At 72.8% G+C, this 25,073-nt stretch carries 27 protein-coding genes and 1 riboswitch; of the genes, 14 read left to right on the top strand and 13 right to left on the bottom strand.

What is annotated here, in order from left to right:
• Window positions 1-21: 21 nt before the first annotated feature.
• Window positions 22-780 (top strand): SDR family NAD(P)-dependent oxidoreductase, encoded by a 759-nt coding sequence (locus AB0K34_RS10645; protein WP_138638450.1) that lies wholly within the window; start codon window positions 22-24, stop codon window positions 778-780.
• Between the two features lie 7 nt (window positions 781-787).
• Here AB0K34_RS10645 and AB0K34_RS10640 read toward each other — a convergent pair whose 3' ends face one another.
• Window positions 788-1,786 (bottom strand): class I SAM-dependent methyltransferase, encoded by a 999-nt coding sequence (locus AB0K34_RS10640; RefSeq protein WP_301177749.1) that lies wholly within the window; start codon window positions 1,784-1,786, stop codon window positions 788-790.
• A gap of 177 nt (window positions 1,787-1,963) precedes the next feature.
• Here AB0K34_RS10640 and AB0K34_RS10635 point away from each other — a divergent pair, with 177 nt between their 5' ends.
• From AB0K34_RS10635 to AB0K34_RS10625, 3 genes are all read left to right on the top strand, one after another.
• A complete protein-coding gene (locus tag AB0K34_RS10635) occupies window positions 1,964-3,565 on the top strand; it encodes an AMP-binding protein (RefSeq protein WP_364547307.1) in 1,602 nt (533 codons plus the stop codon).
• Between the two features lie 119 nt (window positions 3,566-3,684).
• Window positions 3,685-4,473: a TIGR03084 family metal-binding protein gene (locus AB0K34_RS10630; protein WP_364547305.1), complete on the top strand. Its 789-nt coding sequence runs from the start codon at window positions 3,685-3,687 to the stop codon at window positions 4,471-4,473.
• A 63-nt stretch (window positions 4,474-4,536) separates the two neighbouring features.
• Window positions 4,537-5,001, top strand: a complete 465-nt coding sequence (locus AB0K34_RS10625) for a universal stress protein (protein WP_138638173.1) — start codon at window positions 4,537-4,539, stop codon at window positions 4,999-5,001.
• Window positions 5,002-5,018: 17 nt separating this feature from the next.
• On the opposite strand, the gene AB0K34_RS10620 is transcribed toward AB0K34_RS10625, so the two are convergent.
• Entirely contained in the window at window positions 5,019-5,531 is a 513-nt protein-coding gene (locus AB0K34_RS10620; RefSeq protein ID WP_138638174.1) for an O-acetyl-ADP-ribose deacetylase, read from the bottom strand.
• Between the two features lie 249 nt (window positions 5,532-5,780).
• Here AB0K34_RS10620 and AB0K34_RS10615 point away from each other — a divergent pair, with 249 nt between their 5' ends.
• The gene (locus AB0K34_RS10615) at window positions 5,781-6,629 is read left to right on the top strand and encodes an NAD(P)-dependent oxidoreductase (protein WP_138638175.1); all 849 of its coding nucleotides are present in this window, start codon (window positions 5,781-5,783) and stop codon (window positions 6,627-6,629) included.
• 33 nt (window positions 6,630-6,662) lie between these two features.
• Here the strand turns inward: AB0K34_RS10615 and AB0K34_RS10610 are convergent, their stop codons facing one another.
• Window positions 6,663-7,424: a class III extradiol ring-cleavage dioxygenase gene (locus AB0K34_RS10610; protein WP_138638176.1), complete on the bottom strand. Its 762-nt coding sequence runs from the start codon at window positions 7,422-7,424 to the stop codon at window positions 6,663-6,665.
• A gap of 92 nt (window positions 7,425-7,516) precedes the next feature.
• On the opposite strand from AB0K34_RS10610, the gene AB0K34_RS10605 reads away from it, so the two are divergent.
• Window positions 7,517-8,005 (top strand): MarR family transcriptional regulator, encoded by a 489-nt coding sequence (locus AB0K34_RS10605; RefSeq protein ID WP_138638177.1) that lies wholly within the window; start codon window positions 7,517-7,519, stop codon window positions 8,003-8,005.
• Between the two features lie 10 nt (window positions 8,006-8,015).
• Here AB0K34_RS10605 and AB0K34_RS10600 read toward each other — a convergent pair whose 3' ends face one another.
• The gene (locus tag AB0K34_RS10600; RefSeq protein ID WP_301177754.1) at window positions 8,016-9,101 is read right to left on the bottom strand and encodes a winged helix DNA-binding domain-containing protein; all 1,086 of its coding nucleotides are present in this window, start codon (window positions 9,099-9,101) and stop codon (window positions 8,016-8,018) included.
• Window positions 9,102-9,216: 115 nt separating this feature from the next.
• Entirely contained in the window at window positions 9,217-9,918 is a 702-nt protein-coding gene (locus AB0K34_RS10595) for a hypothetical protein (RefSeq protein WP_301177755.1), read from the bottom strand.
• Between the two features lie 77 nt (window positions 9,919-9,995).
• Between AB0K34_RS10595 and AB0K34_RS10590 the strand changes: the two genes are divergently transcribed.
• The 4 genes from AB0K34_RS10590 to AB0K34_RS10575 are packed head-to-tail and all read left to right on the top strand — an operon-like array spanning window position 9,996 to window position 13,265.
• A complete protein-coding gene (locus AB0K34_RS10590) occupies window positions 9,996-10,883 on the top strand; it encodes a LysR family transcriptional regulator (RefSeq protein WP_364547300.1) in 888 nt (295 codons plus the stop codon).
• Between the two features lie 41 nt (window positions 10,884-10,924).
• Entirely contained in the window at window positions 10,925-11,737 is an 813-nt protein-coding gene (locus AB0K34_RS10585; protein ID WP_138638180.1) for a class I SAM-dependent methyltransferase, read from the top strand.
• Window positions 11,713-12,648 (top strand): saccharopine dehydrogenase NADP-binding domain-containing protein, encoded by a 936-nt coding sequence (locus AB0K34_RS10580; protein ID WP_240807946.1) that lies wholly within the window; start codon window positions 11,713-11,715, stop codon window positions 12,646-12,648. Before AB0K34_RS10585 ends, AB0K34_RS10580 begins: the two co-directional genes overlap by 25 nt.
• Entirely contained in the window at window positions 12,648-13,265 is a 618-nt protein-coding gene (locus AB0K34_RS10575; protein ID WP_364547295.1) for a helix-turn-helix domain-containing protein, read from the top strand. The genes AB0K34_RS10580 and AB0K34_RS10575 overlap by 1 nt, the downstream gene beginning before the upstream one ends.
• On the opposite strand, the gene trpS is transcribed toward AB0K34_RS10575, so the two are convergent.
• Window positions 13,262-14,323, bottom strand: coding sequence for a tryptophan--tRNA ligase (gene trpS / locus AB0K34_RS10570; RefSeq protein ID WP_364547292.1), 1,062 nt, complete (start codon window positions 14,321-14,323; stop codon window positions 13,262-13,264). The two genes, AB0K34_RS10575 and trpS, sit on opposite strands and share 4 nt — an antisense overlap.
• Before the next feature lie 228 nt (window positions 14,324-14,551).
• Here trpS and AB0K34_RS10565 point away from each other — a divergent pair, with 228 nt between their 5' ends.
• Both AB0K34_RS10565 and AB0K34_RS10560 read left to right on the top strand, forming a co-directional pair.
• Window positions 14,552-15,040, top strand: coding sequence for a MarR family winged helix-turn-helix transcriptional regulator (locus tag AB0K34_RS10565; protein WP_364547289.1), 489 nt, complete (start codon window positions 14,552-14,554; stop codon window positions 15,038-15,040).
• A 47-nt stretch (window positions 15,041-15,087) separates the two neighbouring features.
• Window positions 15,088-16,578: an MFS transporter gene (locus AB0K34_RS10560; protein ID WP_301177487.1), complete on the top strand. Its 1,491-nt coding sequence runs from the start codon at window positions 15,088-15,090 to the stop codon at window positions 16,576-16,578.
• On the opposite strand, the gene AB0K34_RS10555 is transcribed toward AB0K34_RS10560, so the two are convergent.
• The 4 genes from AB0K34_RS10555 to AB0K34_RS10540 are packed head-to-tail and all read right to left on the bottom strand — an operon-like array spanning window position 16,535 to window position 19,642.
• Window positions 16,535-17,440, bottom strand: a complete 906-nt coding sequence (locus AB0K34_RS10555; protein ID WP_138638185.1) for a M56 family metallopeptidase — start codon at window positions 17,438-17,440, stop codon at window positions 16,535-16,537. The two genes, AB0K34_RS10560 and AB0K34_RS10555, sit on opposite strands and share 44 nt — an antisense overlap.
• On the bottom strand, window positions 17,437-17,820 hold the full coding sequence (locus AB0K34_RS10550; RefSeq protein ID WP_089328606.1) for a BlaI/MecI/CopY family transcriptional regulator: 384 nt from the start codon (window positions 17,818-17,820) through the stop codon (window positions 17,437-17,439). The genes AB0K34_RS10555 and AB0K34_RS10550 overlap by 4 nt, the downstream gene beginning before the upstream one ends.
• Window positions 17,821-17,858: 38 nt before the next feature.
• A complete protein-coding gene (locus tag AB0K34_RS10545) occupies window positions 17,859-18,533 on the bottom strand; it encodes a response regulator transcription factor (RefSeq protein ID WP_138638186.1) in 675 nt (224 codons plus the stop codon).
• On the bottom strand, window positions 18,530-19,642 hold the full coding sequence (locus tag AB0K34_RS10540; RefSeq protein WP_364547284.1) for a sensor histidine kinase: 1,113 nt from the start codon (window positions 19,640-19,642) through the stop codon (window positions 18,530-18,532). Before AB0K34_RS10540 ends, AB0K34_RS10545 begins: the two co-directional genes overlap by 4 nt.
• Before the next feature lie 133 nt (window positions 19,643-19,775).
• Between AB0K34_RS10540 and AB0K34_RS10535 the strand changes: the two genes are divergently transcribed.
• A complete protein-coding gene (locus AB0K34_RS10535) occupies window positions 19,776-20,954 on the top strand; it encodes a glycosyltransferase 87 family protein (RefSeq protein ID WP_364547282.1) in 1,179 nt (392 codons plus the stop codon).
• Here the strand turns inward: AB0K34_RS10535 and bluB are convergent.
• From bluB to AB0K34_RS10520, 3 genes are all read right to left on the bottom strand, one after another.
• Window positions 20,851-21,477 carry a 5,6-dimethylbenzimidazole synthase gene (bluB, locus tag AB0K34_RS10530; RefSeq protein WP_364547280.1) on the bottom strand — a complete coding sequence of 209 codons (627 nt, stop codon included), beginning with the start codon at window positions 21,475-21,477 and terminating at the stop codon, window positions 20,851-20,853. The genes AB0K34_RS10535 and bluB overlap by 104 nt on opposite strands.
• A gap of 31 nt (window positions 21,478-21,508) precedes the next feature.
• Window positions 21,509-21,704, bottom strand: a riboswitch (cobalamin riboswitch).
• Window positions 21,705-21,722: 18 nt separating this feature from the next.
• On the bottom strand, window positions 21,723-22,169 hold the full coding sequence (locus AB0K34_RS10525; protein WP_364547278.1) for an NUDIX domain-containing protein: 447 nt from the start codon (window positions 22,167-22,169) through the stop codon (window positions 21,723-21,725).
• Window positions 22,166-22,804 carry a TetR family transcriptional regulator gene (locus AB0K34_RS10520; RefSeq protein WP_364547276.1) on the bottom strand — a complete coding sequence of 213 codons (639 nt, stop codon included), beginning with the start codon at window positions 22,802-22,804 and terminating at the stop codon, window positions 22,166-22,168. The genes AB0K34_RS10525 and AB0K34_RS10520 overlap by 4 nt, the downstream gene beginning before the upstream one ends.
• Before the next feature lie 130 nt (window positions 22,805-22,934).
• Here AB0K34_RS10520 and AB0K34_RS10515 point away from each other — a divergent pair, with 130 nt between their 5' ends.
• Complete coding sequence (locus AB0K34_RS10515) at window positions 22,935-23,672, top strand: SDR family NAD(P)-dependent oxidoreductase (protein WP_301177492.1); 738 nt, start codon at window positions 22,935-22,937, stop codon at window positions 23,670-23,672.
• The last annotated feature ends 1,401 nt before the right edge of the window (window positions 23,673-25,073 follow it).

The raw sequence follows: 25,073 nt of genomic DNA, 5'->3' as shown, positions 1-25,073 counted from the left end.
CGCGTCTGGGACCCTGGTCGCATGCGTAAGACCGCGATAGTGACCGGAGCAAGCAGCGGGATCGGGGCCGCCACCGCGCGGCGCCTGGCGGCCGAGGGGTTCAACGTGGTGCTCGCCGCGCGGCGCCGCGACCGCCTCGACGCCCTCGCCAAGGAGATCGCCGAGACCGTGCCGGGCGCCGCGAAGATCGCCCCGGTCACCCTGGACGTGACGTCCCAGGAGTCGGTGGACGCGCTGGCGGCGGCGGTCGGCGCCTGCCACGTGCTGGTCAACAACGCGGGCGGCGCCGTCGGCCTGGAGAGCGTCGCGTCCGCCGACCTCGCCGACTGGCAGACGATGTACGACACCAACGTGCTGGGCCTGGTCCGGGTGACCAAGGCGATCCTGCCGAAGCTGATCGAGAGCGGCGCCGGGCACGTGGTGAACATCACCTCGCTGGCCGCCCACGTCCCGTACGAGGGCGGCGGCGGGTACAACGCGGCCAAGCACGCCGCCTACGCGGTCAACGACGTGCTCCGGCTGGAACTGGTCGCCGAGCCGGTGCGCGTCACCGAGATCGCGCCGGGGCTGGTGAAGACGGAGGAATTCTCCCTGGTCCGGTTCCGCGGGGACGCCGAGCGGGCCGCCAAGCCGTACGAGGGCGTCCCGGAGCCGCTCGTCGCCGAGGACGTCGCCGACTGCGTGGCCTGGGCCGTCACCCGCCCGGCGCACGTCAACATCGACCGCATCGACGTGCAGCCCCGCGTGCAGGCCGCCCCCTACAAGCTGCACCGCGAGTAGCGCGGGCTCAGCCTCGCGGGGCGACCGCCGTCCAGGGGAGGGTGACCTCGCCGAGGCGCCACCGGTGCCGCCCGCCGTACGGAAGATGCGTGAAGACGGGATGGTTCCGCGCCAGAAGCGACACCGCCTCGACCCAGCGCGCGCGGGGGCCGAACGCCGAGTGCGGCGCGGCCGTCGCCCAGCAGCGGTCGAAGTCCGCCAGCAGCGCGTGGACGGGCTCGCCCGGCACGTTCCGGTGGATCAGCGTCTTAGGCAGCCGCTCGGCCAGCACGGACGGACGTTCCAGCGAGCCCAGATGCGCGGCGAACGTGATGGTCTGGGGCCCGTCCTCGGTGAGGGTGACCCAGACCGCACGGCGTCCGATCTCGTCACACGTCCCCTCCACGAGGACCCCTGAGGGCGCCAGGCGCGCGCGCAGATCGTCCCATGCGCGCCAGGCGGCCGACTCGTCGTATTGGCGCAGCACGTTGAACGCCCTGACCAGCACGGGCGGCCGCGGCACCGGCAACTCGAACCCGCCGCGCCGAAACGACAGCCCTTCAAAAGCCGCAGCGGCTCCTTTGGCACCGACGACTCCTTTGAGGGCACCGGCACCGTTCAGCCTCAAGCCCTCTTTGGAAGCAGCGGCTCCTTTGAAGCCCACGGCTCCTTTGGGGGCCGTGGCACGCGCGGGGTCACCTGCTCCTTTGCGGTCTCCGACTCCTTTGCGGGGTTCGGAGGCTTTCGGCGGGGGCGGGTCCGGGGGTTCGGGGGGTTCGCGGAGGGCGGCGAGGAGGGTGCGGCCGGCGGCGACGCGGTCCGGCTCTATCTCGATGCCGACGACCTCCAGGCGCGGTGCGACGGCGCGCAGCCGCGCGTAGATCTCGAACGTGGTGACCGGCGAGGCGCCGTAGCCGAGGTCGACGGCCAGCGGGCGCGGGTCCGCGTGCAGCGGGCCCGCCTGGGTGGCGGCGATCCAGCGGTCGACGCGGCGGAGCCGGTTGGGGGCGGTGGTGCCGCGAGTCACCTCTCCTCGCGGCCGGCTTGCTGGGGGCACCCGGTAATTGTTCCTTCTCGCGGCCTATGCCCTGTACGTCCGAGGGCGCCGGGAAACGCCCCCCCCCGCCCACTCCCGCCACCACCGAACGAGGTTCGGTAAGTTATCGGTTACGGTGCTGCCGACGCCGTCCCCCGAGGAGTGCCGATGCTCGACCTGGCGACCCTGCACGAGGCCATCGCCGCCGCGATCCCCGACCGCGAGTGCCTGGTGTGGCGCGACCGCCGGACGACCTGGCGGGAGACGGCCGACCGCACCCGGCGGCTGGCGAACGTCCTGCACGCGCACGGCCTCGGCCTGCGCGGCACGGCGGCCGAGCCCTGGGACTCGCCGCACGACCATCTCGCGCTCTACCTGCACAACGGCCCCGAATACCTGGAGGGCCTGGTCGGCGCGCACAAGGCCCGCGTCGCCCCGTTCAACGTCAACTACCGGTACGTGGACGACGAGCTGGCGCACCTGTTCGGCGACGCCCGCCCGGCCGCCGTGCTCTTCCACGCGCGGTTCGCGGACGCCATCGGCCGGGTCGTCGAGCGGCTGGACGGGCGCCCGCTGCTCCTCCAGGTCGCGGACGAGTCCGGCGCCCCGCTGCTGCCCGGCGCGCTCGACTACGAGGACGCCCTCGCCAAGGCGCCCGCCGACCCGCTGACGGTGCGGCCCGAGGCCGGTGACCTGCACGTCCTCTATACCGGCGGCACGACCGGCATGCCGAAGGGCGTGCTGTGGCGGATCGGCGACCTGATGATCGGCCCGCTCGGCCTGCGGCGCCGCGACGGCGTCCCCGTCACCGATCTGGACGACGCCGTCGCGCGGGCCGTCCGCAGCGACGCGCGGGTGCTGGTCGGCCCGCCGCTGATGCACGGCGCCGGCACGTGGTCGGCGCTCGGCGCCTGGTGCGGCGGCGGGTGCGTGGTGTTCCCCGACCGGGTGGACGGCCTGGACGCGGCCGACCTGATGGCGACCGCCGAGCGCGAGCGGGTCACCCGGATGCCGCTGGTCGGGGACGCGTTCGCCCGTCCGATCACGGCGGCGCTGGAGGCCCGCCCGCACGACCTCGGCGCGCTCCGCACGTTCGTGAACTCGGCCGCCGCGATCAGCCCCGGCGTGAAGGCGCGGATGCTGGAACTCCTGCCGCACACCCGGATCGTGGACGTCCTCGGCTCGTCGGAGTCGGGGTTCCAGGTGACCCGGAACGGCTCGGCGGCGAGGACGTTCGCGGCGGCGCCCGGGACGGCGGTGCTGTCCGCCGACCGGTCGCGGCGCCTCGCGCCCGGCGAGGACGAGCTGGGCTGGCTGGCCAAGGGCGGCGACGCGATCCCGCTCGGCTACCTCGGCGACCCGGCGAAGACCGCCTCCACGTTCCTGACGCTGGACGGCGAGCGCCTCGTGGTGGCGGGCGACCGGGCGCGGCTGCTCGCGGACGGCACCGTCGAGGTCCACGGCCGGGAGGCGACCACGATCAACACCGGCGGGGAGAAGGTGTTCGCGGAGGAGGTCGAGTCCGTGCTGCGCGGGCTGCCGGGCGTCGCGGACGCGCTGGTCGTCGGCCGGCCGAGCGAGCGCTGGGGCACCGAGATCGTCGCGGTGGTGAGCCCCGCCGGCGGCCCGTCCGACGACGAGCTGCGCGCGGGCTGCGCCGCCCACCTGGCCCGCTACAAGATCCCGAAGGCGTTCGTCCGGACGGACGCGGGCCTCCGGCTGCCCAACGGCAAGGCCGACTACGCCGCCGCCCGCGCCCTCCTCGGCTGACGCGGCCGGCGGCGGCCGGCGGCGGCCGGCGGCGACTGACGGGCCCGGCTAAAGAACCGCGTTCGGTTTTGTAGTCCGCCCCCTGTACCGGGGGCGGCCGGTTGGACGATGCTGGCGGAATGCCGGATCTGCACTCTCTGCTCGCCGACCTCGCCGCCGAGGGCGACTCCGTCGACGCCCTCGTCGCGCCGCTGCCCGCCGCCCGCTGGGCGGACCCGACCCCGGCCGAGGGCTGGACGATCGCGCACCAGATCGCCCACCTCGCCTGGACCGACGACCAGGCCGTGGTCGCGGCCACCGACGCCGACGCGTTCGGCAAGCTCGTCGAGGAGGCGCTCGCCGACCCCGACGGCCACGTGGAGACGGGCGCGCGGGAGGGCGCGAAGGAGGACCCGGCGGCGCTCCTCGCCCGCTGGCGCGACGGGCGCCGCCGCATGGTGGCCGCCCTCGCCGCCGTCCCGCCCGGCACGCGGCTGCCCTGGTTCGGCCCGCCGATGGGCGCCGCGACGCTCGCGACCGCCCGGCTGATGGAGACGTGGGCGCACGGCGAGGACGTCGCCGACGCGCTCGGCGTCCGGCGCGAGCCGACGCACCGGCTCCGGCATGTCGCGCACATCGGCGTCCGGACCCGCGACTTCGCGTACCGCAACCGCGGCCTGGAGCCGCCGGCCGAGGAGTTCCGCGTCGTCCTGGCGGGCCCCGGCGGCGAGGAGTGGACGTGGGGTCCGGCGGACGCGCGCCAGTCCGTGACCGGTCCCGCGCTCGACTTCTGCCACGCCGTCGCCCAGCGCCGGCACCGCGCCGATCTCGCGCTCACCGCCACCGGTCCGGACGCCGACCGCTGGCTCGACATCGCGCAGGCGTTCGCCGGCCCGCCCGGCACCGGCCGCGCGCCCCAGGCCGGCTGAGAGATCGGCCACTGTGCGGGCCGTTCGGGTTCCCCCGCCTCTGATCTTGGAAATGTCTTTCATATGACAGTTCTCATTGCATTCGACGGTTCTGACGACTCGCGCACCGCCATCGAGTTCGCCGCACGCCACCTGAAGGCCGAGCCGACCGTGGTGATGACGGTGTGGGAGCCGCTGCTGACTCAGATCACCTGGGCGCCGATCGCCGCCGTGGCCCCGGTCCCCGCCGGGCCGCAGGACGGCGACACCTGGGAGGAGGAGAAGCAGGCCGAGCAGCTCGCCCAGGCGGGCGCCGACCTCGCCCTCTCCGCCGGATTGACCCAGGTGACGACGCGGGCGGAGCGCGGCGGCGGCCCCGTCTGGGCCGCCATCGTGGACGTCGCGGACGAGCTGAACGCCTCGTTGATCGTCACGGGTTCGCGCGGTCTCGCGGGCGCCCGTTCCGTCATCTTGGGCAGCGTGTCGACCCGCGTGCTGCACCACGCGCACCGGCCCGTCCTCGTGGTGCCGCCCCCCAAGGAGGACTGACGGCGGGCCGGAAGCGGCTAGAGGGATTCCAGCGCGCGCTCGAAGGCGGCGTAGACGTCGCCGCTGAAGAGGACGAAGCGGGCGTCGGCGACCTGGGTGGGGGTGGAGCGGACGGTGCCGACGGCGATCCGGGCGGCATCGTCCAGCGGCCAGCCGAAGATGCCCGCCGACACCGCCGGGAAGGCGACCGAGGCGGCGCCCAGCTCGTCGGCGACGCGGAGGGACTCGCGGTAGCAGGAGGCCAGCAGGCCGGAGCGGTCGTCGGACGCCGAGTACACCGGGCCGACCGTGTGGATCACCCAGCGGGCGGTCAGCCGCCCGGCCGTGGTCGCGACCGCCCGGCCGGTCGGCAGCCCGCCGCCGTACCGCGAAGCGCGCAGGTCACGGCACGCGTCGAGGATCTCGGGCCCGCCCCGGCGGTGGATCGCGCCGTCCACGCCGCCGCCCCCGAGCAGCGAGGAGTTGGCCGCGTTCACGATCGCGTCGGCGTCCTGCTCGGTGATGTCGCCCTGGACGAGAGTGATCTCCATGCGCGTTCCTCCGCCGTCGCCGGTTCCGTTTCGCACACGGGAATTCTCGTCCGCGCCGGATGCGAAACGCGTTCGGGCGGTTCCCGGCGGTACGCTCATGGGCGGACGGGACCCCGGGGGCGGTGCGGCTCGTCCGACGTCGTCCGACCGGACGCAGGGGGGCTACCATGCCGAACGCCGGGCGAGTGCACCTGGACGATCCTACAAAAGACGATCTCACAAAGGCGTGACAGTCGCGGAGGTACCCCCTTGAAGATTCTCCTCGCCGGAGCGACCGGAGTCGTCGGCCGCCGGCTGATCCCGCTGCTCGTCCAGGCGGGCCACGAGGTCGCAGGGACGACGCGCCGGTCCGACCGCGCCGGGCTGCTGCGCGACCTCGGCGCCGCGCCCGTCGTCGTGGACATGCTCGACGGCCCGGCGGTCCGCGACGCCGTCGCGGCCGAGCGCCCGGACGCCGTGATCCACCAGCTCACCGACCTCAGCGCGGAGGACTTCCAGGCCAACTCGCGGCTGCGCATCGCCGGCACCCGCCACCTGGTGGACGCGGCGAAGGCCGCGGGCGTCGAGACGATGGTCGCGCAGAGCATCGCCTGGCTGTACGTCCCGGGCGACACGGCGGCCGTCGAGTCCGACCCGCTCGACTCCTCGCTGCCGCCGTACGCGGGCGTCGCGGCGCTGGAGGACGCGGTCGGCGAGATGCCGCGCGGCGTGGTGCTGCGGTACGGCGCGCTCTACGGCCCGGGCACCTGGTACGCCCCCGACGGCGCGATCGCCGAGCGGGCCCGCGCGGGCACGCTGCGGCTGGCGCCGTCGTGGACGTCCTTCGTGCACGCCGACGACGCGGCGTCGGCGGCGCTCGCCGCGCTCGACTGGCCGGCCGGCGCCGTCAACATCGTGGACGACGAGCCCGCCACCACGGCGGACTGGCTGCCCGTCTACAGCGCGGCGATCGGCGCCCCGCACCCGGGCAGCGCCGGCAAGCACGCCGCGACGACCGGCCGCCCGGTGTCCAACGCCAAGGCGCTGGACCTCGGCTGGAAGCCGCAGGTGACCTCGTGGCGCACCGGTTTCGCCCAGATGGAGACGGCGACCGACTGACCCCGTCCGGCTAATCGGGCGGAACGTGACAATTCACCCGAACTGGAACGAGCGCTTCGCCAGCCCGAGCCAGTAGCCGTCGATCACGGACCGGCGCTCCGACGCCTGGTCCGCGTCCGCTCCCAGCGCCATGAACAGCGGCGCGAAATGCTCGGTCCGCGGGTGGGCGATGCGCGCCGCGGGCGCCTTCGCGCGGAAGTCCAGCAGGGCGTCGACGTCGCCGCCCCGCACCGCGCGGTCCGTCCACTCGTCGAACTCCGCCGACCAGGCGGGCGGCGGGGCGTCCGGGTCCGGGCGCAGCTCCCGCAGGTTGTGCGTGGTGAACCCGCTCCCGATGATCAGCACGCCGCGGTCGCGCAGCGGCGCGAGGCTCCGCCCCACCTCGAAGAGCCGCTCCGGCTCCAGCGTCGGCATCGACATCTGCAGCACAGGGACGTCGGCGTCCGGGTACATCTCCACCAGCGGCACGTACGCGCCGTGGTCCAGGCCCCGCTCCTCGTCCTGGTGGACGCCGGGGATCAGCTTGCGCACGTCGGCGGCCAGCTCGGGGGCGCCGGGCGCGTCATAGCGGACGCGGTAGTAGTGCTCTGGGAATCCCCAGAAGTCGTACACCAGCGGCACCGGCCGGGTGGCGCCGACGCTGAGCGGCGCGGCCTCCCAGTGCGCGGACACCATGAGGATCGCCGCGGGCTTCGGCAGGTCGGCCGACCAGCGGGCGAGCTGGTCGGTCCACAGGGCGTCGTCCGCCAGCGGCGGAGCCCCGTGGCTCAGGTAGAGCACCGGCATCCGGGTCATGTCGTCCCCCTTTTACTTGAGACTTCAACCATATCCGGAGAATGATTGAACTTTCAAGGCTTGAGGGTTCAACTTTTGGGTAGACTGTCCGCATGACCGAGGCGCAGTGGCTGGACGACGAGGAGCAGGAGACCTGGCGGGCCTTCCTGTGGACGTCGCGGCTGCTCAACGCCGCCCTCGACCGGCAGCTCCAGCGCGACTCCGGGATGCCGCACGCCTACTACATGATCCTGGCGATGCTGTCGGAGGCGCCCGACCGCGCGCTGACGATGACCGCGCTCGCCGACCTCGTCCACTCGTCCCCGAGCCGCCTCTCCCACGCCGTGAACCGGCTGGAGGAGGCCGGGTGGGTGAGCCGCTGCAAGCACGACGGCGACCGCCGCACCACGATCGCGCGGCTGACCGACGAGGGCTACGCCGTGCTGGTCAAGGCGGCGCCCGGCCACGTCGCCGAGGTCAGGCGCCACCTGTTCGACCCGCTGGACCGCGAGCAGATGCTCGCCTTCCGCGAGACCCTGCACGCGCTCCTGTCGTCCCTCGACCCCGACCACGAGGCCCCGTGCGCACGCGGCGAAGGCTGACCGGCGCGGTCTAGCGGAACTCGACCGCGTGCGACTTGGCGTCGGGGTGCCCGGCGGCCAGCAGCCGCAGGCCCTCCTCCTCCAGCGCGGCGCGCTCCCGCTTCGGGACCGGGGCGAACGGGTCGACGCGCAGCACCGCCTCCCCGCGCTTCTTCTCGATCTTCCACATGCCGTGGACGAAGCCGTCCACCAGGAACGTCGCGCGGATGATGCCGTTGACGGTGAAGACGCGCTTGCGGTGCTCCTCGCTGATGATCCGGGCGCGGTCGGCGTGGGAGAGCAGCAGGTTGTCGAAGTCCGGGACGAACCGGACCGGCGCGGGCGCGTCGCCGCCGGGACGCGGCGCGTCCGGCACGTCGTAGAGCGCGCGGCCGTTCTCGTCCCGGAAATCCAGCAGCTCCGGCCGCAGCCGCTCGACGACCTCGCCGAGCCGCGTCAGGCCGGACCACTGCTGGACGTCCTGGACGCTCGCCGGCCCGAACGCGGCCAGATAGCGCAGCACGACCTCGTCCAGCGTCGTCTCGGCGGGCGGATGCCCGTCCAGCCAGGTGTCGAGGGTCGTGTGCCGGGCGACCCCCGAGGCGCCCCAGATGCCGCGCGGCGGCACCTGGACCAGCGGCAGCCTGCACCGGACGGCCCAGCCGAGCAGCGCGGGGTCGTCGTCCGGCCACCGCTCGGCCAGCAGCTCGCGCAACTCCTTGTCGGTGCGCGGCTCGTCCTCCAGCAGCGCGCGGGCGTGCGCGGTGACCGCGTCGAGGTCGATGCCGGCCAGGTCGGCGGCCCGGGTCCGCAGGTAGTTGTCCAGGAGCGGCTGGGTGAGCGGCCGCAGCGCGCGGGCGTCGCGGGCGCTGACCAGGTGGAGCGTTCCGCGCATCAGCACCATCCGGAGCACCCGCCGCTCGGTCATCAGCGGGCCCACCGTGTCGAACGCGAAGCCGGCGAGGCGGCTCCACAGCCCGATGTGCGGCGGGCTGGGTGCCTGCGCCTGCATGCCGATGAGGTGCTCGATGGCGTCCAGAACGGGCATGTCACGCCGTTCCAGCAGCATCTGCCGTGCGAGCAGGGCCCGGTTCAGGTCCCGCTTGTCAGCCTTCATGGCGACCCCGCTGCTCCTCGTCCGTGAGGCATGAGACCGCCAGGGCCAGGGCGGGACGGCGGTGCCGGAACCAGTTCATCCGTTCATCGTCCCGGATGGGTCCGACATCGGATAATCAGTGCGACTCAGCCGCCGCGGCCAGGAACGCCGCGATGACCGGGTGGGGACGGGTCCCGTCGCCCGCAAGCTCCGGCTGGAAGAGCGTGGCGAGGTAGAACGGGTGCCCGGGCAGCTCCGCGATGCGCACCTGCCCGGCGTCGTCGTGCCCGGTGAACCGCAGGCCGCCCGCGCGCAGCGCGTCCTCGTAGCGGGGGTTGGGGCCGAAGGCGCAGCCGTAGCGCTCGGTGCTGCGCGTCGTCCCCATGAGCCGCGTGGCGAACGAGCCGGGCGTCACGGCGACCTCCGCCTCGTGACCGGCGAGCGAGCAGGCCAGCGGCGTGATCAGCGCGTCGTCACCGGCCTCGCCGGGGTCGTTCTCGGCGTGCCTGGCGTCGCCCAGGCCGCAGACGTTGCGCGCGTACTCCAGCAGCATGTGCTGGAAGCCGCCGCACGTCCCGAGGATGGGAATCCGGTGCTCCCTGGCGGACCGCACGGCGGTGACGGCGCCGGCCTCGCTCTCGTACGGGCTGCCCGGCAGCAGCCACACCCCGTCGAACTTCTCCAGCCCGTCGCCCACGTCGCCGGTCGGGATCCAGTACGCCTCGACGAGGAGGCCGTCGCGCTCCCGGACGGACTCCAGCAGCCCCGGGATCCGGACGTGCGACTGGACGTGGGGGGACCGCTCCCCCACCAGGGCGATGCGTGCGGTGAACGTCATGCCCTCGATCCTGGCCCGCCCGCATGCTCAAGCGCCAACGATGATTCCCGATGGCTCGATAAGCAATGCTTATCCTCATGGATTCGCATCTCCTGCGCACGTTCGTCGCCGTCGTCCGGGCGGGCTCGTTCTCGGCCGCCGCCCGCGAGCTGGGGTACACGCAGGCCGCCGTGTCGCAGCAGATCGCGTCGCTGGAGAGCGATCTCAAGGTGACGCTCCTGCACCGCCGTCCCGTCCGTCCGACGGAGGCAGGGGCGCGGCTACTCGACCATGCCGAGCCGATCCTGCTGCGGCTGCGGGCGGCGCGCTCGGAGCTCGACCGGCTGGGCGGGGCGCCCCGGCTGCGGCTGCGCGTCGGCGCCGCGCCGCTCGCCGCCGCCCACGCCGCGGGGGCGCTGGCCGCGGCCCGCCGGGCGCATCCGCGGCTGGACGCCGCCGTCCGCGTGCTGCCCCGCGCCGGCATCGGCGCGGCCGTGGCGACCGGCGAACTGGACATCGGGCTGGTGGACGGCATCGCCGCGCCCACCGACCCGCTGCGCCCGGACGCCGATGCCCCGGTCACGGCGGCCGCGGTGGCCGAGCGGCCGCTCGCGGTCGCGCTGCCCGCCGCGCATCCGCTGGCGTCCCGGCCCGGCCTCGACCTGCGCGATCTCGTCGACGCGCTGTGGCTGGACGCCCCGGACGTCGCCGCGCCGCTGCCGGACCTGCGCCGGGCGGCGGGCGTTCGGGACGGCTTCCGCCCGTCCCTCGCCTGCACGGGCGGCGACCTCGCGCTGGTCGCCGCACTGGTCGCCGCCGGGCACGGGCTGGCCGTCCTGCCCGCGGGCGCCGCCGGGCATCCGGGCCTGGCCGAGGTGCCCGTCCGCGCGCCGCGGGTCGTCCATCGCACCGAGCTGCTGTGCCCCCGCTCGCCCGGCCCCGCGGGTACGGCCTTCAGCGCGGCCTTGACGGCGGACGCGATATGAACCTATGTTCATGAACATACGTTCATACCCGAGGAGGGGGCATGGCGGAGATCGTCAACACGCACCAGGCGGAGGCGTGGAACGGGTACGAGGGTGAGCACTGGGCCGCGCATCCCGACCGGTACGACGCGGTCAACGGCGGGTTCAACGACGCCCTGCTGGACGCGGCGGCCATCGGGCCGCACGACCGCGTCCTCGACATCGGCTGCGGGAACGGGCAGACCACCCGGCTCGCGGCCCGGCGCGCCCGGCTCGGCGCGGCGACGGGCGTGGACCTGTCCGGGCCCATGCTCGGCACCGCCCGCGACCGCGCCGCGGCGGAGGGCGTCGGGAACGTGGAGTTCGTGCAGGCCGACGCCCAGGTCCACCCCTTCGAGGACGGCGCCTACGACGTGGCGATCAGCCGGGTCGGGGTCATGTTCTTCGCCGATCCCGTCGCCGCGTTCGGGAACATCCGGCGGGCGCTGCGGGACGGCGGGCGGCTGGCGTTCCTCTCGATGGCGCCGATCGGCGACACCGACCTCCAGGCGGTCTTCGCCGCGCTGCCGCCGCGCGAGGAGGCCCCGATCGGGCATGACGGACCCCTGTCGCTGTCGGATCCCGGCCGCGTCCAGGAGGTGCTCGGCGCGGCCGGGTTCGGCTCCGTGAACTGCCGCCAGGTCGAGGCCGAGCAGATCTGGGGACGGGACGCGCGGGACGCGGCCCAGTTCTTCGCCGAGTGGGGCCCGATCCGCTACAACTACGGCGCCGGAGACGACCTCGTCGCCACGCTCGCGGAGGCGATGCGGCGCTTCGAGCGCGACGGCGCCGTCCGGCTGCGGAGCCGGTCGTGGCTGGTGACGGCGCGCCGATGAACCGGGTCGTCGTCCTCGGCGGGTACGGAGCCGTGGGACGGGAGGTCGTCGCGGGCCTGCGCGGCCACGTCCCGGAGATCGTCGTCGCGGGCCGCGACCTCGCCAAGGCCGGCACCGTGAACGGTGCGATTCCGATGCGTGTGGACCTGCGGCGCGACGGCGTCGCAGGGCTCGAAGCCGACGCGGTCGTCATGTGCGCCGAGACCGAGAACGTGCGCGTCGCCGAGCAGTGCCTGCGGCGCGGCGTCCACTACGTCGACGTCTCCGCGTCCTACGAGGTGCTCTCCGGGATCGAGAAGCTCGACGGGCTCGCGGCGGGCGCGGGCGCGACGGCCGTGCTCAGCGTGGGCCTCGCGCCCGGTGTCACCAACCTGCTGGCCGCCGGGTTCGGCGGGGCGGACACGGAGATCGGCGTCCTGCTCGGCGCGGGCGAGCGGCACGGCCCGTCCGCCGTGGACTGGACGCTCGACTCCCTCGGCGACCTGGGCGAATCGTGGCGGATGCGCTTCCCGCCGCCCTACGGAGTGCGCACCGTGCACCGCTTCCCGTTCTCCGACCAGTACACCCTCCCCGGGCGGGTCAGGACGGGCCTCTGCCTGGACTCGCGCGCCCTGACCGCCGTCCTGCCCCGGCTCCGGCGGTTCCGCGACGCCGCACCGCTGCGGGCCGCGTTCCGGCACGTCCACGTGGGCGGGGACGGGTTCGCGGTGGCGGTCGCGTCGGGTGGCCGGGTCCGGTCGTTCGCCGGGCGGCGGCAGAGCCGGGCGACGGGCCTGGCCGCCGCGCTGGTCGTCCGGCGGCTGGCCGGGGCGCCGCCCGGCGTCCGGCACATCGAGGACGTCGCCGGCCCCGACTTCCTGCCCGAGCTCGCCGCCCGCGGGTTCGCGCTCGGAGAATACGATGCGCGGTGATGTCACCTCGAAAAGCGGCCGTGCTGCGCGCCGGCGACCGGACCCTGCGCGAGCACCTGATCGCGACGGCGGAGCGGATGATGGCCGACCGCGGGACGGCCGGGCTGACCGTCCGGGCGATCGCGCGTGAGGCCGGCGTCGCCGACGGCGTCCTCTACAACCACTTCGCCGACAAGGAGGAGCTCCTCGCGCACGCGCTGCGGGCGCGGGCGGAGTCGGTGGGCCGGGCGCTCGACCCGCTGCCCGAGCCCGGCACCGCCACCGTCGAGGAGAACCTGCGCGCGTACGTCGCGCACGGGCTGGCGACGCACGGCGCCCTCGTGCCCGCCCTGGCCGGGCTGGTCGCGCAGCCCGAGGTGCTCAGCCGGTTCTCGGCGCTGAGCGGCGGCGAGGAGGACTGGCGGTCCCGGCTCGCCCGCTACCTGCGGGCCGAGCGCGACCTCGGCCGCCTCGCCCCAGACGCCCCGCTGGACGCCGCCGCGTCCATGCTCGTCGGCGCCTGCCACGAACCGGTGCTGTCGGCGCTCTTCCAGGGCGAGGACATCGCGCGCCGCGTCCCGCCGGCCTCCGCCGACGAGCTGGTCGCCGTCGTGCTGCGCGGCATCGCCCCGCGTTAGGACTCCATCGCCGCCCTCACCTCCGCCAGGGTGCGGTCGGCGACGGCGTTGGCGCGCTCGTTGCCCTCGTCCAGGACGCCGCGCAGGTACGCCCGGTCCGCGACCAGCTCGGCGCGGCGGGCCCGGATCGGGCGGAGGAACTCGTTGACCGAGTCCGTGACGACCTTCTTGAGCGCGGCGCCGCCGCCGTCCCCGATCTCGGCGGCGACGGCGTGCGGGTCGCGGCCCTGGCAGAGCGCGGCGAGCAGCACCAGGTTCGACACCTGCGGGCGGGTCTCGGGCGCGTAGGCGATGCGCCGGTCGGTGTCGGTCACCGCCCGCCTGATCAGCCTGGCGGTCTCGTCCGGCCCGGCGGACAGCGCGATGGCGTTGCCGCGGCTCTTGCTCATCTTCTGGCCGTCCATGCCGAGCAGGCTCGGGGCGGCGGACAGCAGCGCGTCCGGCACGGGGAAGACCGGCGCGTAGCGCTCGTTGAAGCGGCGGGCGATCGTCCGGGTGATCTCCTGGTGCGGGAGCTGGTCCTTGCCGACGGGGACGAGGTTGGCCTTGCAGAACAGGATGTCGGCGGCCTGGTGGACGGGGTAGGTGAACATCAGCCCGCTGACCGACGACTGCCGGGACGAGGCGATCTCGTCCTTCACGGTCGGGTTGCGGCTCAGTTCCGGCACCGACACCAGCGACAGGAACGGCAGCATGAGCTGGTTCAGCGCGGGGACGGCGCTGTGCCGGAAGACGGTCGCGGCGGACGGGTCGATCCCGGCGGCCAGGTAGTCGGCGACCAGGCCCTCGACGTACTCCGACAGCCGGTCGGCGACGTCCCGGTCGGTGAGCACCTGGTAGTCGGCGACGAGCACGAACAGCTCAACGCCGGCGCGCTGCAGCCGCACGCGGTTCGCAAGGGTGCCGAAGTAGTGGCCGAGATGCAGCGGCCCGGTGGGGCGGTCGCCGGTCAGGATGCGGAACGCGCCGGGGTCGGCGGCGATGCGTTCCTCCAGCTCGCGGCTGCGCGCTTCGGCCGCGGCGGTGCTGGTGGCGGTGCTGGTGGCGGTCGTCTCCATGGTCTCTCCTCGGTCGGGAGCGGGCTGGGCGGCCGTCCCGCCGGACCGGCCCGGGTCACCGAGAAGCAGAAGGGCCGTCCAGCGGACGGCCCTGTGGCATGCGCGAGCGTCGGCCGTCCTAGGACGGCCACCAGCCCAGACACACGCGGTTCATGCCCCCAGCATAGACGATGGCATGCGGCTCCTAGCAGATAATCCGCAACAGAACAACCTGGGTAGGCTGGCGGCATGACTTCGATGGCCCCCAGCCGGACGACGACGGACCTGTCGTTCCTGCTCGACCGCACCGGCCACGTCCTGCGCACCCAGATGACGGCCGCGCTCGCCGAGATCGGACTGACGCCGCGCATGCACTGCGTCCTCGTCCACGCCCTGGAGGAGGAGCGCACCCAGATCCAGCTCGCCGAGATCGGCGACATGGACAAGACGACCATGGTCGTGACCGTGGACGCGCTGGAGAAGGCGGGCCTCGCCGAGCGCCGGCCGTCGTCCACCGACCGCCGCGCCCGAATCATCGCGGTGACCGAGGAGGGCGCGCGGGTCGCGGCGGAGAGCCAGCGGATCGTGGACGGCGTGCACGAGGCCGCCCTCGGGTCGCTGCCGGACGGCGAGCGGGAGGTGCTCGTCCGCGCCCTGACCACGCTGGTCACCGGGCATCTCGCGACGCCCGTCGAGACCGCCCGGTCGGCCCGGCGCGTCCGGCAGGGCAAAAAATAGATCCATGAAGGATCGTCTATAACAAAACCATCTGCTACGGTCGCTCCATGACCACGGAGACGACCCCTTCCCGCCTGCTGCGGTCCCGCTGGGCCGCGCTCGGCGTGCTGTCGGCGACCATGCTGATGGCGATCCTCGACGGCAGCATCGTGACCGTCGCCGCCCCCGCCATCCAGGCCGACCTCGGCTTCTCCCCCGCCGGGCTCAGCTGGATCATGAACGCCTACCTGATCCCGCTCGGCGGCCTGCTGCTCCTCGCCGGACGGCTCGGCGACCTCATCGGCCGCAAGACGCTCTTCCTCGCCGGGAACGCGGTGTTCACGGCGGCCTCCGCGCTCGCCGGGGCGGCCACCACGTCCGGCGTGCTGATCGCCGCCCGCCTCCTCCAGGGCGTCGGCGGCGCGCTCGCCACCGCCGTCGTCCTCGGCATCCTTGTGACGCTGTTCACCGACCCGCGCGAACGGGCGAAGGCGATCGGGATCTTCAGCTTCACCGGCGCGGCGGGCGCGTCCATCGGGCAGGTCCTCGGCGGCGTCCTCACCGACGCGCTGAGCTGGCACTGGATCTTCCTGATCAACCTGCCGATCGGCCTCGCCACGATCCTGCTGGCGCTCCCCGCACTGCCCCGCGACCGCGGGCTCGGCCTCGCCGCCGGCGCGGACATCGCCGGGGCGCTGCTCGTCACCTCCGGGCTGATGCTCGGCATCTACACGGTCGTGAAGGTCGAGGGGCACGGCTGGGTCTCGCTCCACACGCTGGGCCTCGGCGCGGTGTCGCTGCTGCTGCTCGCCGGGTTCGCCGTCCGGCAGGCGCGGGCCGCGACCCCGCTGATGCCGCTGCGGATCCTGCGCTCGCGGAACGTGTCCGGCGCGTACGCCGTGCAGCTGCTCACCCTGTCGGCGATGTTCTCGTTCCAGGTGGTCGTCGCCCTCTACATGCAGCAGGTCCTCGGCTACAGCGCACTGGACACGGGCCTGGCGATGCTCCCGGCCGCCGTCGCGATCGGCGCGGTCTCGCTGCTGGTGTCGGCGCGGCTGTCCAACCGGCTCGGTGAGCGGTTCGTGCTGATGGCGGGCCTGGTGCTGCTGATCGGCGCGATGGCATGGCTGACGACCGTCCCGGTGGACGCCGACTACATCACCGACCTGCTCCCGGTGTTCGTCCTGGTCGCGGGCGCGGGGCTCGTCCTGCCGTCGCTGACCGGACTCGGCATGTCGAGCGCCCGCCCGGAGGACGCGGGCCTCGCGTCAGGAGTGTTCAACACCGTCCAGCAGGTCGGGATGGCCCTCGGCGTCGCGGTACTGACCACGCTCGCCGCCGCCCGCACCGAGACCCTGCGCGCGGACGGCGAGGACGCCGCCCACGCGCTCACCGGCGGCTACCACCTGGCGTTCGGCGTCTCCGCCGGGCTCCTGGTCGCCGCGCTCGCGGTGTCCCTCCTCGTCCTGCGCCGCCCGAAGCCGCAGGCCGCCGCTCCGGAAACGCCCGCGCGGACTAGTGAGGCAGGACGAGAAGCAGCAGCGGAAGGCCGGCGATGACCGGGACGGCGACCGACGCGGCGACGCGCATGCGGCGCGACACCGGCTCCGGCTCCAGCAGGCGGTTCACCCGCACCATCACCGGCATGTCGCCGTGCGCCACGCCGAGCGTCCCGGACGGGGCGGCCGCCGGACGCGCCGCGGCGAACCGCAGCAGCGCCGTCGCCAGCTCGCGCGCCGGATGGTGGTGCCGGGCCCGGTCGTCGGCGGCCATCTCGATCAGCAGCTCCACCGCGTCCAGGCACCGCCCGACCAGGTGGAACTGCGGGAACACCTGGCGCAGCGACGTGAACGGCAGCAGCACCAGGTCGTGCCGCTCGCGCGCGTGCGCGCGCTCGTGCGCGAGGACCGCGGCCAGCTCGCCGCGGTCGAGCAGCTCCAGCGTGCCAGCGCTGACGACGACCTTGTGCGAGCGGACGCCCGGCACGCAGTACGCGGCGGCGCCCGGATGGTCGAGGACGAGGGTGCCGGGCACGGACGAGTCGCGGCGCGACACCAGCGCGAGCAGCGCCCGGTGCCGCCGCCGGGCCCGGAACACCCGGACCACCGCGAACATCAGCATGACCAGCAGCACGCCGGCCAGGCTGATCGCACCGAGCAGCGCCGCGACCTGCACGGCGCCGAGGCGTGCCGCCTGGTCGTCGTAGAGGCCGGGCAGCCCGCCGAGGACGCCCTTGCGGTACGGGAGGAGGGCCAGGCCGAGCAGGGCTCCGATCGTGGCGACGCCCCAGCACAGCCCGAGGGCCTGCCAGAGCGCGATCCCGATGCGCGGCGCTCGCCACGTCCACCGGGCGCGGGACAGGAAGTGCGCCCCGCCGACGGTCCCGAGAGAGATCAATGCGAGCAGGGCGGCGCCGGTCATGCCGGTGGTTCCTTACTCGTGAGGCCCGCGAGGGTCTCCCGGATCACGTCGATCTCGTCCCGCGACACGGACCGGACGAAGTGGGCGAGCGCCGCGTCCCGGTCACCGGTCTCGTTCAGCGCGCCCAGCATCAGCTCGGTCACGTACATCTCCCGGCTCGCCACCGGGTGGTAGCGCCAGGCCCGGCCGTCGCGCTCGCGCTCCAGGAAGCCCTTCTTGGCGAGCCTGTCCAGCACCGTCATGACCGTGGTGTGGGCGAGGTCCCGGTCGCCGGCGAGCGCACGGCTCACGTCACGGGCGGTCGCCGCCTCGTGGCCGGCGTCCTCCCGCTCCCACAGGACCTCCATGACCGTGCGTTCAAGCTCTCCCAGACCCTTCACGGCTTCAAGGTTATCCGACCGATACCGAGGTCACCACGTCAGGTAGTACTACCGCCGGTAGGGGGCGCCACGAGGCCCAGCTCGTAGGCGATGATGACCAGCTGCACCCGGTCGCGGGCGGCCAGCTTCGCCAGCAGCCGGGCCACGTGCGCCTTCGCCGTGGCGACGCTGATGTAGAGCTCGTCGGCGATCTCCTGGTTCGACAGGCCGCGCCCGACCAGGGTCAGCACCTCGCGCTCGCGGCCGGTGATCCCGGCGACCTCCCGCGGCTCGGCCCGCCGCGGCGCGGCGGCGGGCTCCGGACGGGCGGCGAACTCCTCGATCAGCCGCTTGGTGACGCTGGGCGCGATCAGCCCGTCCCCGCCCGCCACGACGCGGATCGCCGCGAGGATCTCCTCCAGCGCCATGTCCTTGACCAGGAAGCCGCTCGCGCCCGCCTTCAGCGAGCCGTACACGTACTCGTCGTCGTCGAACGTCGTCAGCATGATGACGTGCGCCCCGGTGATGCGGCGGGTGGCCTCGATGCCGTCCATGTCGGGCATGCGAATGTCCATCACGACCACGTCGGGGTGAAGGGCCTCGACCAGGTCGACCGCCTCGCGGCCCGTCCCGGCCTCGCCGACGATCTCCAGGTCCGGGGTGTCGGCGATCAGCACGCGCAGCCCGGCGCGGATGAGCGGCTGGTCGTCGGCCAGCACGACGCGGACCGTCATGCGGCCGCCGCCGGCGCCGGGATGCGGGCCGCCACCCGGAACCCGCCCGCGGGGGACGGCCCGGCGGCGAACTCGCCGCGCAGCAGCGCGACCCGCTCCCGCATCCCGACCAGGCCGTACCCGGCGCCGACCACGCCGCCGCGCCCGTCGTCCGCCACCTCGATCGCGAGCTCGCCGTCGCGGTAGTCGATCGTCACCCGGCAGCGGTCGGTGCCCGCGTGCCGGACGACGTTCGTGACCGCCTCCTGGACGATCCGGTACGCCGAGAGGTCGACGTCCGGCGGAAGCGCCCGCGGCTCCCCCGTCCGGCGGATGTCGACCGCGACCCCGGCGTCCGCGGTCGCCGCCGCCAGCCGGTCGAGGTCGGCCAGGCCCGGGGCGGGGCCGAGCGGAGCGGGGTCGTCGGCGCGCAGCGCGGACAGCATCCGCCGCAGCCCGGACAGGGTGTCGCGGCTGGTGGCCTCGATCGCGCCCAGCGCGTTGCGGGCCTCCGCAGGCTGCGTCTCGATCACCCGTCCGCCCACGCCCGCCTGGATCGCGATGATCCCGATGCTGTGCGCGACCATGTCGTGCAGCTCGCGGGCGATCCGGAGCCGCTCGGCGGCGACGGCCTGCGCGGTCTCCCGCTCGCGCATCTCCTCCGCGTGCGCGCGCCGCACCCGCAGCGAGTTCCCCGTCATCCATACGACGACCATCGCCAGGACGATGGTGAGGAGGAGCACCTCGTCCGCCATCAGGAACGCGGCGACGGACAGGAGTTGCAGGACGCCGGTGACGACCGCCACGGAGCCCGAGACCCAGCGCGGGCGTGTCGCCGCGATGTAGCAGACCGCGAGATCGGTGAGCAGGATCTGCCCACCCGCGACGACGCCGTTCGGCGTCTCCGACAGGGCCAGGATCCAGGAGAAGAGCAGGATCGCGTGGGCCGGGAGGGGGTTGCGCCGCAGCAGCGCGGCGACGAGCACGGTGAGGCCGACGCAGAGCAGGATGTCCAGTTCCCGCGAGAGGAACCGCCCGGTGGAGAGGGCGAGGAACAGGACGCCGGGATAGAGCGCGGCTCCCGACCAGGCGAGAACCGCGCCGCTGAGACGGCGCACTCGGGCTGACATGCGCCGATCGTAACCGCCGGCCGTTCTCCCGCACATTGGCCCGCGGGCGTAATCCCACGGGCTAACGGGCGTTCCGCAAATGTGTGCGACGGCCCGATGCGCGAAAACCGGGCCGATCGACACCGTTATCCGCATGAAACGCTGGATACCACTGCTCTTGGCCATCGAAGTCACAGCAATAGCCGTATTCTCTATCACCTACGACTCGCTGGATTTCCGCATCTACTGGCTGGGCGGAGACGCCATAACCGACGGGACCCGCCTCTACACGGAACAGCTGGCCGACCACTGGTTCACCAACACCCCCTTCTTCGCCACCCTCTTCACCCCCCTCTCCCTGCTGCCGCTCACCCTGGCCCGCGTGATCTGGCAATTCGCCGCACTGGCCGCCTTCATATGGGCATGCCGAATCACGATGAAACTGACCGGCCGCCACGTCCCCCTCATCGCCGTCGTAGCGGCCGGCCTCCTTCTGGAACCGGTCTACCACTCGTTCTTCCTGGGCCAGGTCAACCTCTTCCTGCTGGCCCTCGTCCTGGCCGACATGCACCGCGCCGCCCAAGGCCGCCCCGCCGGAATCGCCATCGGCATCGCGACCGCGATCAAACTGACCCCGGCCATCTTCGTCGTCCTGCTCCTGCTGACGAGGCGCACGAAGGACGCCGTGACCGCCACGGCCACCTTCGCCACGTGCACCCTGCTCGCCTACGTCATCGCACCGGAAGCGTCCCGCGTCTATTGGCTGGACACTTTCTACGACACGTCCCGGGTGGGCGTCCCGTACATCAGCAACCAATCCCCCTACGGCACCCTGAACCGCATATTGCGCGGCACGGCCGAAGTGGGCGACTGGTACACCGCCATCCCGCTGACGATCGCCGCGATCGGCCTGACGATCGCCGTCCTCTGGGCAAGAAGAGGCGACTGGCTGACCGCCACAGCCGTCACAGGCGCGACCGGCCTACTGGTCTCCCCCATCTCCTGGGCGCACCACTGGGTATGGATCGTCCCCGCCCTGGCGGTGCTCCTCAGGAACAACAACCGGAAAACCGCCCTGGCCGCCTACGTCCTCTTCGCGCTCTCCCCGCTCTGGTGGACGCCGCACAACGGCCACCCACTCCAATACGGCTTCCACATCTTCCTGACCCCGATCGCCAACTGCTACCTGCTGGCCGGCGTGGCCTTCCTGACCCACATGGCGATCCGCCTCAGGACCGCCCCGCCCACCGGTCAAGGTGAACTGCGGCATCCAACTCCCGCCGCTGCCGCCACCCGTGCCGTTCGAGATCCGGAGCGGATTGCAGACGGCTGACCGGCCCCAGACACAGCCAGGCGACCGGACGAACGTCCCCCGGAATGCCGAGCAACTCACGCAGGTAAGCCTCGCGGTAGAACGAAACCCACCCCACCCCCAAGCCCTCCGCCATAGCGGCCAGCCACAAGTTCTGAATGGCCAGACAGACCGAGTACAGCCCAGCATCGGCGATCGCATGCCGCCCCAAAACCGCAGGCCCACCCCGAGCAGCGTCATACGTGACCACAACCGAAAGAGTGGACTCCAGAACCCCATCGATCTTGATCTTCCCGAACCGCTCAGCCGCATCCCCTCGCAAACCACGAGCGAACACAGCCCTCTCCCCCTGGACATGCTCATAGAAGGCACGCCGAAGCCGAACGTCCCTCACCAGAATGAAATCCCAGGGCTGCGACAGCCCCACGCTCGGCGCGGCATGCGCCGCCGCGAGCACCCGGTCGAGGACGTCCCGCGGAATGGGCGCACCGGTGAACTCGGCGCGCACATCGCGGCGGCGGTGGATGACGTCGTAAAGCTCCATGGCAGGCTCCCGCTGCGTCGGGCCGCCGCATGGCGGCCGCGTGGAGCGGGGCCGGTCTTCGGACTCCCGGATCGACGCCGGACCGCCCGCCTTCCCAGCCTTCCGGCCAGTGGCCGCGCAAACGCGCATGGACGGCAGCTCCCCGGTCACCGCGGCGGGCCCGTGCCGGATTCACACCGGCTTCCCGATTCTCCCCACGAAGGGGCACCCCGCGTCAGTTCATGCCACCGGCGACTCTACCGCCGTCAAAGCTCACGAACGAAGGCCGCATCAACGAGCCCCAGCCAAGCACCCTGGTCATCTGCGAGCGGCCGCGCCAACGGCAACGACACGAACCGGCAGGCGAACGTCAACCCCGCATCGCCCTCGTCACCATCCACCACGTGCTCCCAGGCGTCCGCCACAGAGGCACCCGCGACAAGATGAAAGAACGACGTCCGGCGAGGCTCCCCAGAACACGGATGCGGCTTCTCCTCTACGGCAACCCGCCGAACAACCGAGACATCGCTCAGCCCCGTCTCCTCAAAAACCTCCCGCAAAACCGCCCGCACCAAGCCTTCACCACCCCTGACACCACCCGCTGGCACCTGAGTCCCCGCTTCCGGCATCCCGACATGATCGAAGACGAGCAACTCAGGACCAGGGTCATACCTGATCACATAAGCGGCGACACGAATCCTGGGCGGGCTCAACCGCCAGGACCGCCCTCCGCTCCCTCAAGCGACAGCCGACCCGGCGGCGGATACGGCAACTCCGGCCGCGACTCAGCGGAAAGCCCATCAAGAGCCAACTCGAGATAACGCCGCCAAGCCTGCGGCTCATGATCCAACAGCGGCGCCGCCGTGTGCTGGATGCCGCTCAGCAGCAGGACCACATCGGTGCCGGTGACATCTGGCCGCACGGCCCCCTGCCGCCGCGCACGGTCGGTGATCTCCTCCGCGACGTCGCGGAGCCGCTGGATCGCCTCCCGCACCTGCTCGCTCTGCAGGGACGGCCGGCCGACGACCTCGCAGAACGCCCGGTCCCTGACGAAGATCTCCACCCCGGCGGCCATGAACTCCCGCAGCGCCCGCCCCGGATCGTCGGCCTCCAGCAGCGCGGTCCCGGTGCTCTCCAGCTCGTCCAGCATGCCGAGCATGATCGCCGCCAGCAGGTCGGCCTTGGAGGAGAAGTGCCGGAAGACCGTGCCCTTGCCCACCCCGGCGCACTCCGCGATCTCGCCGATGGACACCTCGACCCCGCGCTCGGCGAACGTCCGAGCCGCCGCGTCCAGCAGCAGCCGACGGTTCCGCACCGCATCACTGCGCGACGGGACGCTTTTGGCCATGCGCCACTCCTTCCTACAGCGACCACTCTACCTAAGGTGACCAATCGGTCCGCTTATGAGCTCTCTAAGGTGACCGCCCGGTCCGCTTACGGACCGGCCGGAGCGCAGACCGCACATCGAAGGGAAAGTCATGAACGACAAGCTCGCCGGAAAGACCGTCCTGGTCACCGGCGCGTCCTCAGGCATAGGCGAGGCAACCGCACTGGCCCTGTCAGCCGCAGGCGCGGACCTGGCCGTCGGCGCCCGCCGAGCCGACCGCCTGGCGACCCTCGCGGACAAGGCACCAGGCGAGGTACTTCCCCTGAACCTGGACGTGACAGACCAGCAGTCAGTGCAGGCCGCAGTAGCGGCGACCGTTGAACACTTCGGCGGCCTGGACGTCCTGGTGAACAACGCCGGGGTAATGCTCAGCGGCCCGATCGCAGGCGCCGACACCACCGAATGGACCCGCATGGTCGAAACGAACCTGCTCGGCTCGATGTACGCCGTCCACGCGGCCCTGCCGCACCTGCTGAAGAGCAAGGGCACCGTCCTCCAGGTCTCCTCGACGTCAGGACGGATCGCATCAGCGGGCGGCGCCGTCTACGCCGCGACAAAGTTCGGCATCAACGCATTCTCCGAAGCACTCCGGCAAGAGGTGACCGCCCAAGGCGTCCGGGTGGTGATCGTGGAACCGGGCTTCGTCTCGACCGAACTGGCCGACCACATCTCCGACCCGGCAACCCGGGCAGCCGCACAGCAGATGGCCGCGTCCATGCGCACCCTCCAGCCCGAAGACATAGCCAACGCCGTTGTGTACGCCCTCACCCAGCCGGAACACGTAGCGGTCAACGAAATCCTCATCCGCCCAACCGACCAAACCCGCTAGCCAAGCCCCCTCCCTCGTACACTTCCACGCCGCGCAACGGGCAAGCACCTGCGAACACGCCCCGTCGACCAAGGCGGCAGCCGCCCAGGCTGCGGACGCCCCAGGCCATGCAAACGGCACGACCGTCCCAGCCGCAAGCGCTCCACCTGCCCGTGACTGGCGGTTTTACAAGCCCAGAGGGCGACACGGGACGCGCCGGTTCGGCTGGCCGGTCGCCTCCCTTCCGGCCTACGACACTGATCCGAGAGCGTGCGGACGCGTTGCCGTGGAGGGTCTACAAATCCCTGGCGGATCCCTCGGTGACTCAGGCAGGGGCGCGCCCCTGCGAACTCACACGGCCCGACCCCGCCAGGGCAGTCGGCCGGATCGGGGGATGAAGCCAGGCCCGTGTCGGTGTGATGGCCCGGCGCAGGCTATCGATCACACGCCTGAGGCCAGGCAGCGAGCAACTAGAACGAAAGCGTGCGCCAGCCCATCATGTGGCCCTGCCCCAACAGGCGGGCAACCCGGCTCGTTGACGGCCCAGACCGGGCAGGTGATACAGCCGGGCGCGGGGCGGCGCTCACGCGGCCTTGTCCCAGCACGACAGGCGACCAGGCCAGGGGACGACTCTGGGCCCCTGCGAGTGGAACGACGGCTGGGCTTGGGCCGGTCGAGGACACGGCCTTAACCCACCACGGCGGCGTCTGGTGCGCGACGTCTTCAGGGAGCTGTTGCTGAGGCGGTCGGCTGTGGACGCGGCGTGCGGTCACCCGGCCTTAATGAAACACGGCGGGCGCCCATGCGGGGAGAGAGACGGTTCCACTCGCGTCATTGCACTCGGGCCCGGGCCAGCCGATCGCCGCCGCCCCGGCAAACAAGTGGGCGAGGCGTCCTCAGGCCCCGTCTTGGCTGAGGCGGTCGGGTATGGCACCCGTCGTGCGATCACGCGGCATGGCCCCAGCACGGCAAGTGACCAGGCTAGGAACAACTCCAGCCCCATGCCGGTGGGACAGTCGGGTGCGGGTGCTGCTGTGCCTAAAGCCAGCGCGGTGGACGGAAGGCCGTGGGGCAACTTCGGGCCCGTGTTGGTGGGGGTGCGGGTGTGGATGTGGGGCCGCCATCAGGCGGTCTTTCGTCCGAGCGGCAGTCGAGCGGGCCGGGAGGGAACGGCTCCGTGTCCGTGCCGCACGCGGCAGGCGGGCGTGAGGGTGTGTGCCTGCAGTCACGCTGCCTTTGACCTTGACCAGCGCGGCTAGCGGACGATTCTGGGGCGCGGGGAGGCGGCCGGGCATCGCGGCGTACGCCGCGCAAGCACGAGGCCTTGTGTTGACGGCGGGTGAATACTGACCCCCAGGCGGCGGCCGAATTCTGACCCCCTCTGCTGTCACTGTGGAGGGTGATCAAGGTGGAGGACTGGGC

The sequence above is a fragment of the Actinomadura sp. NPDC049382 genome (assembly GCF_040677125.1).
Lineage (GTDB): Bacteria > Actinomycetota > Actinomycetes > Streptosporangiales > Streptosporangiaceae > Spirillospora > Spirillospora geliboluensis.
This window is presented reverse-complemented; position numbering and strand designations above follow the sequence as displayed.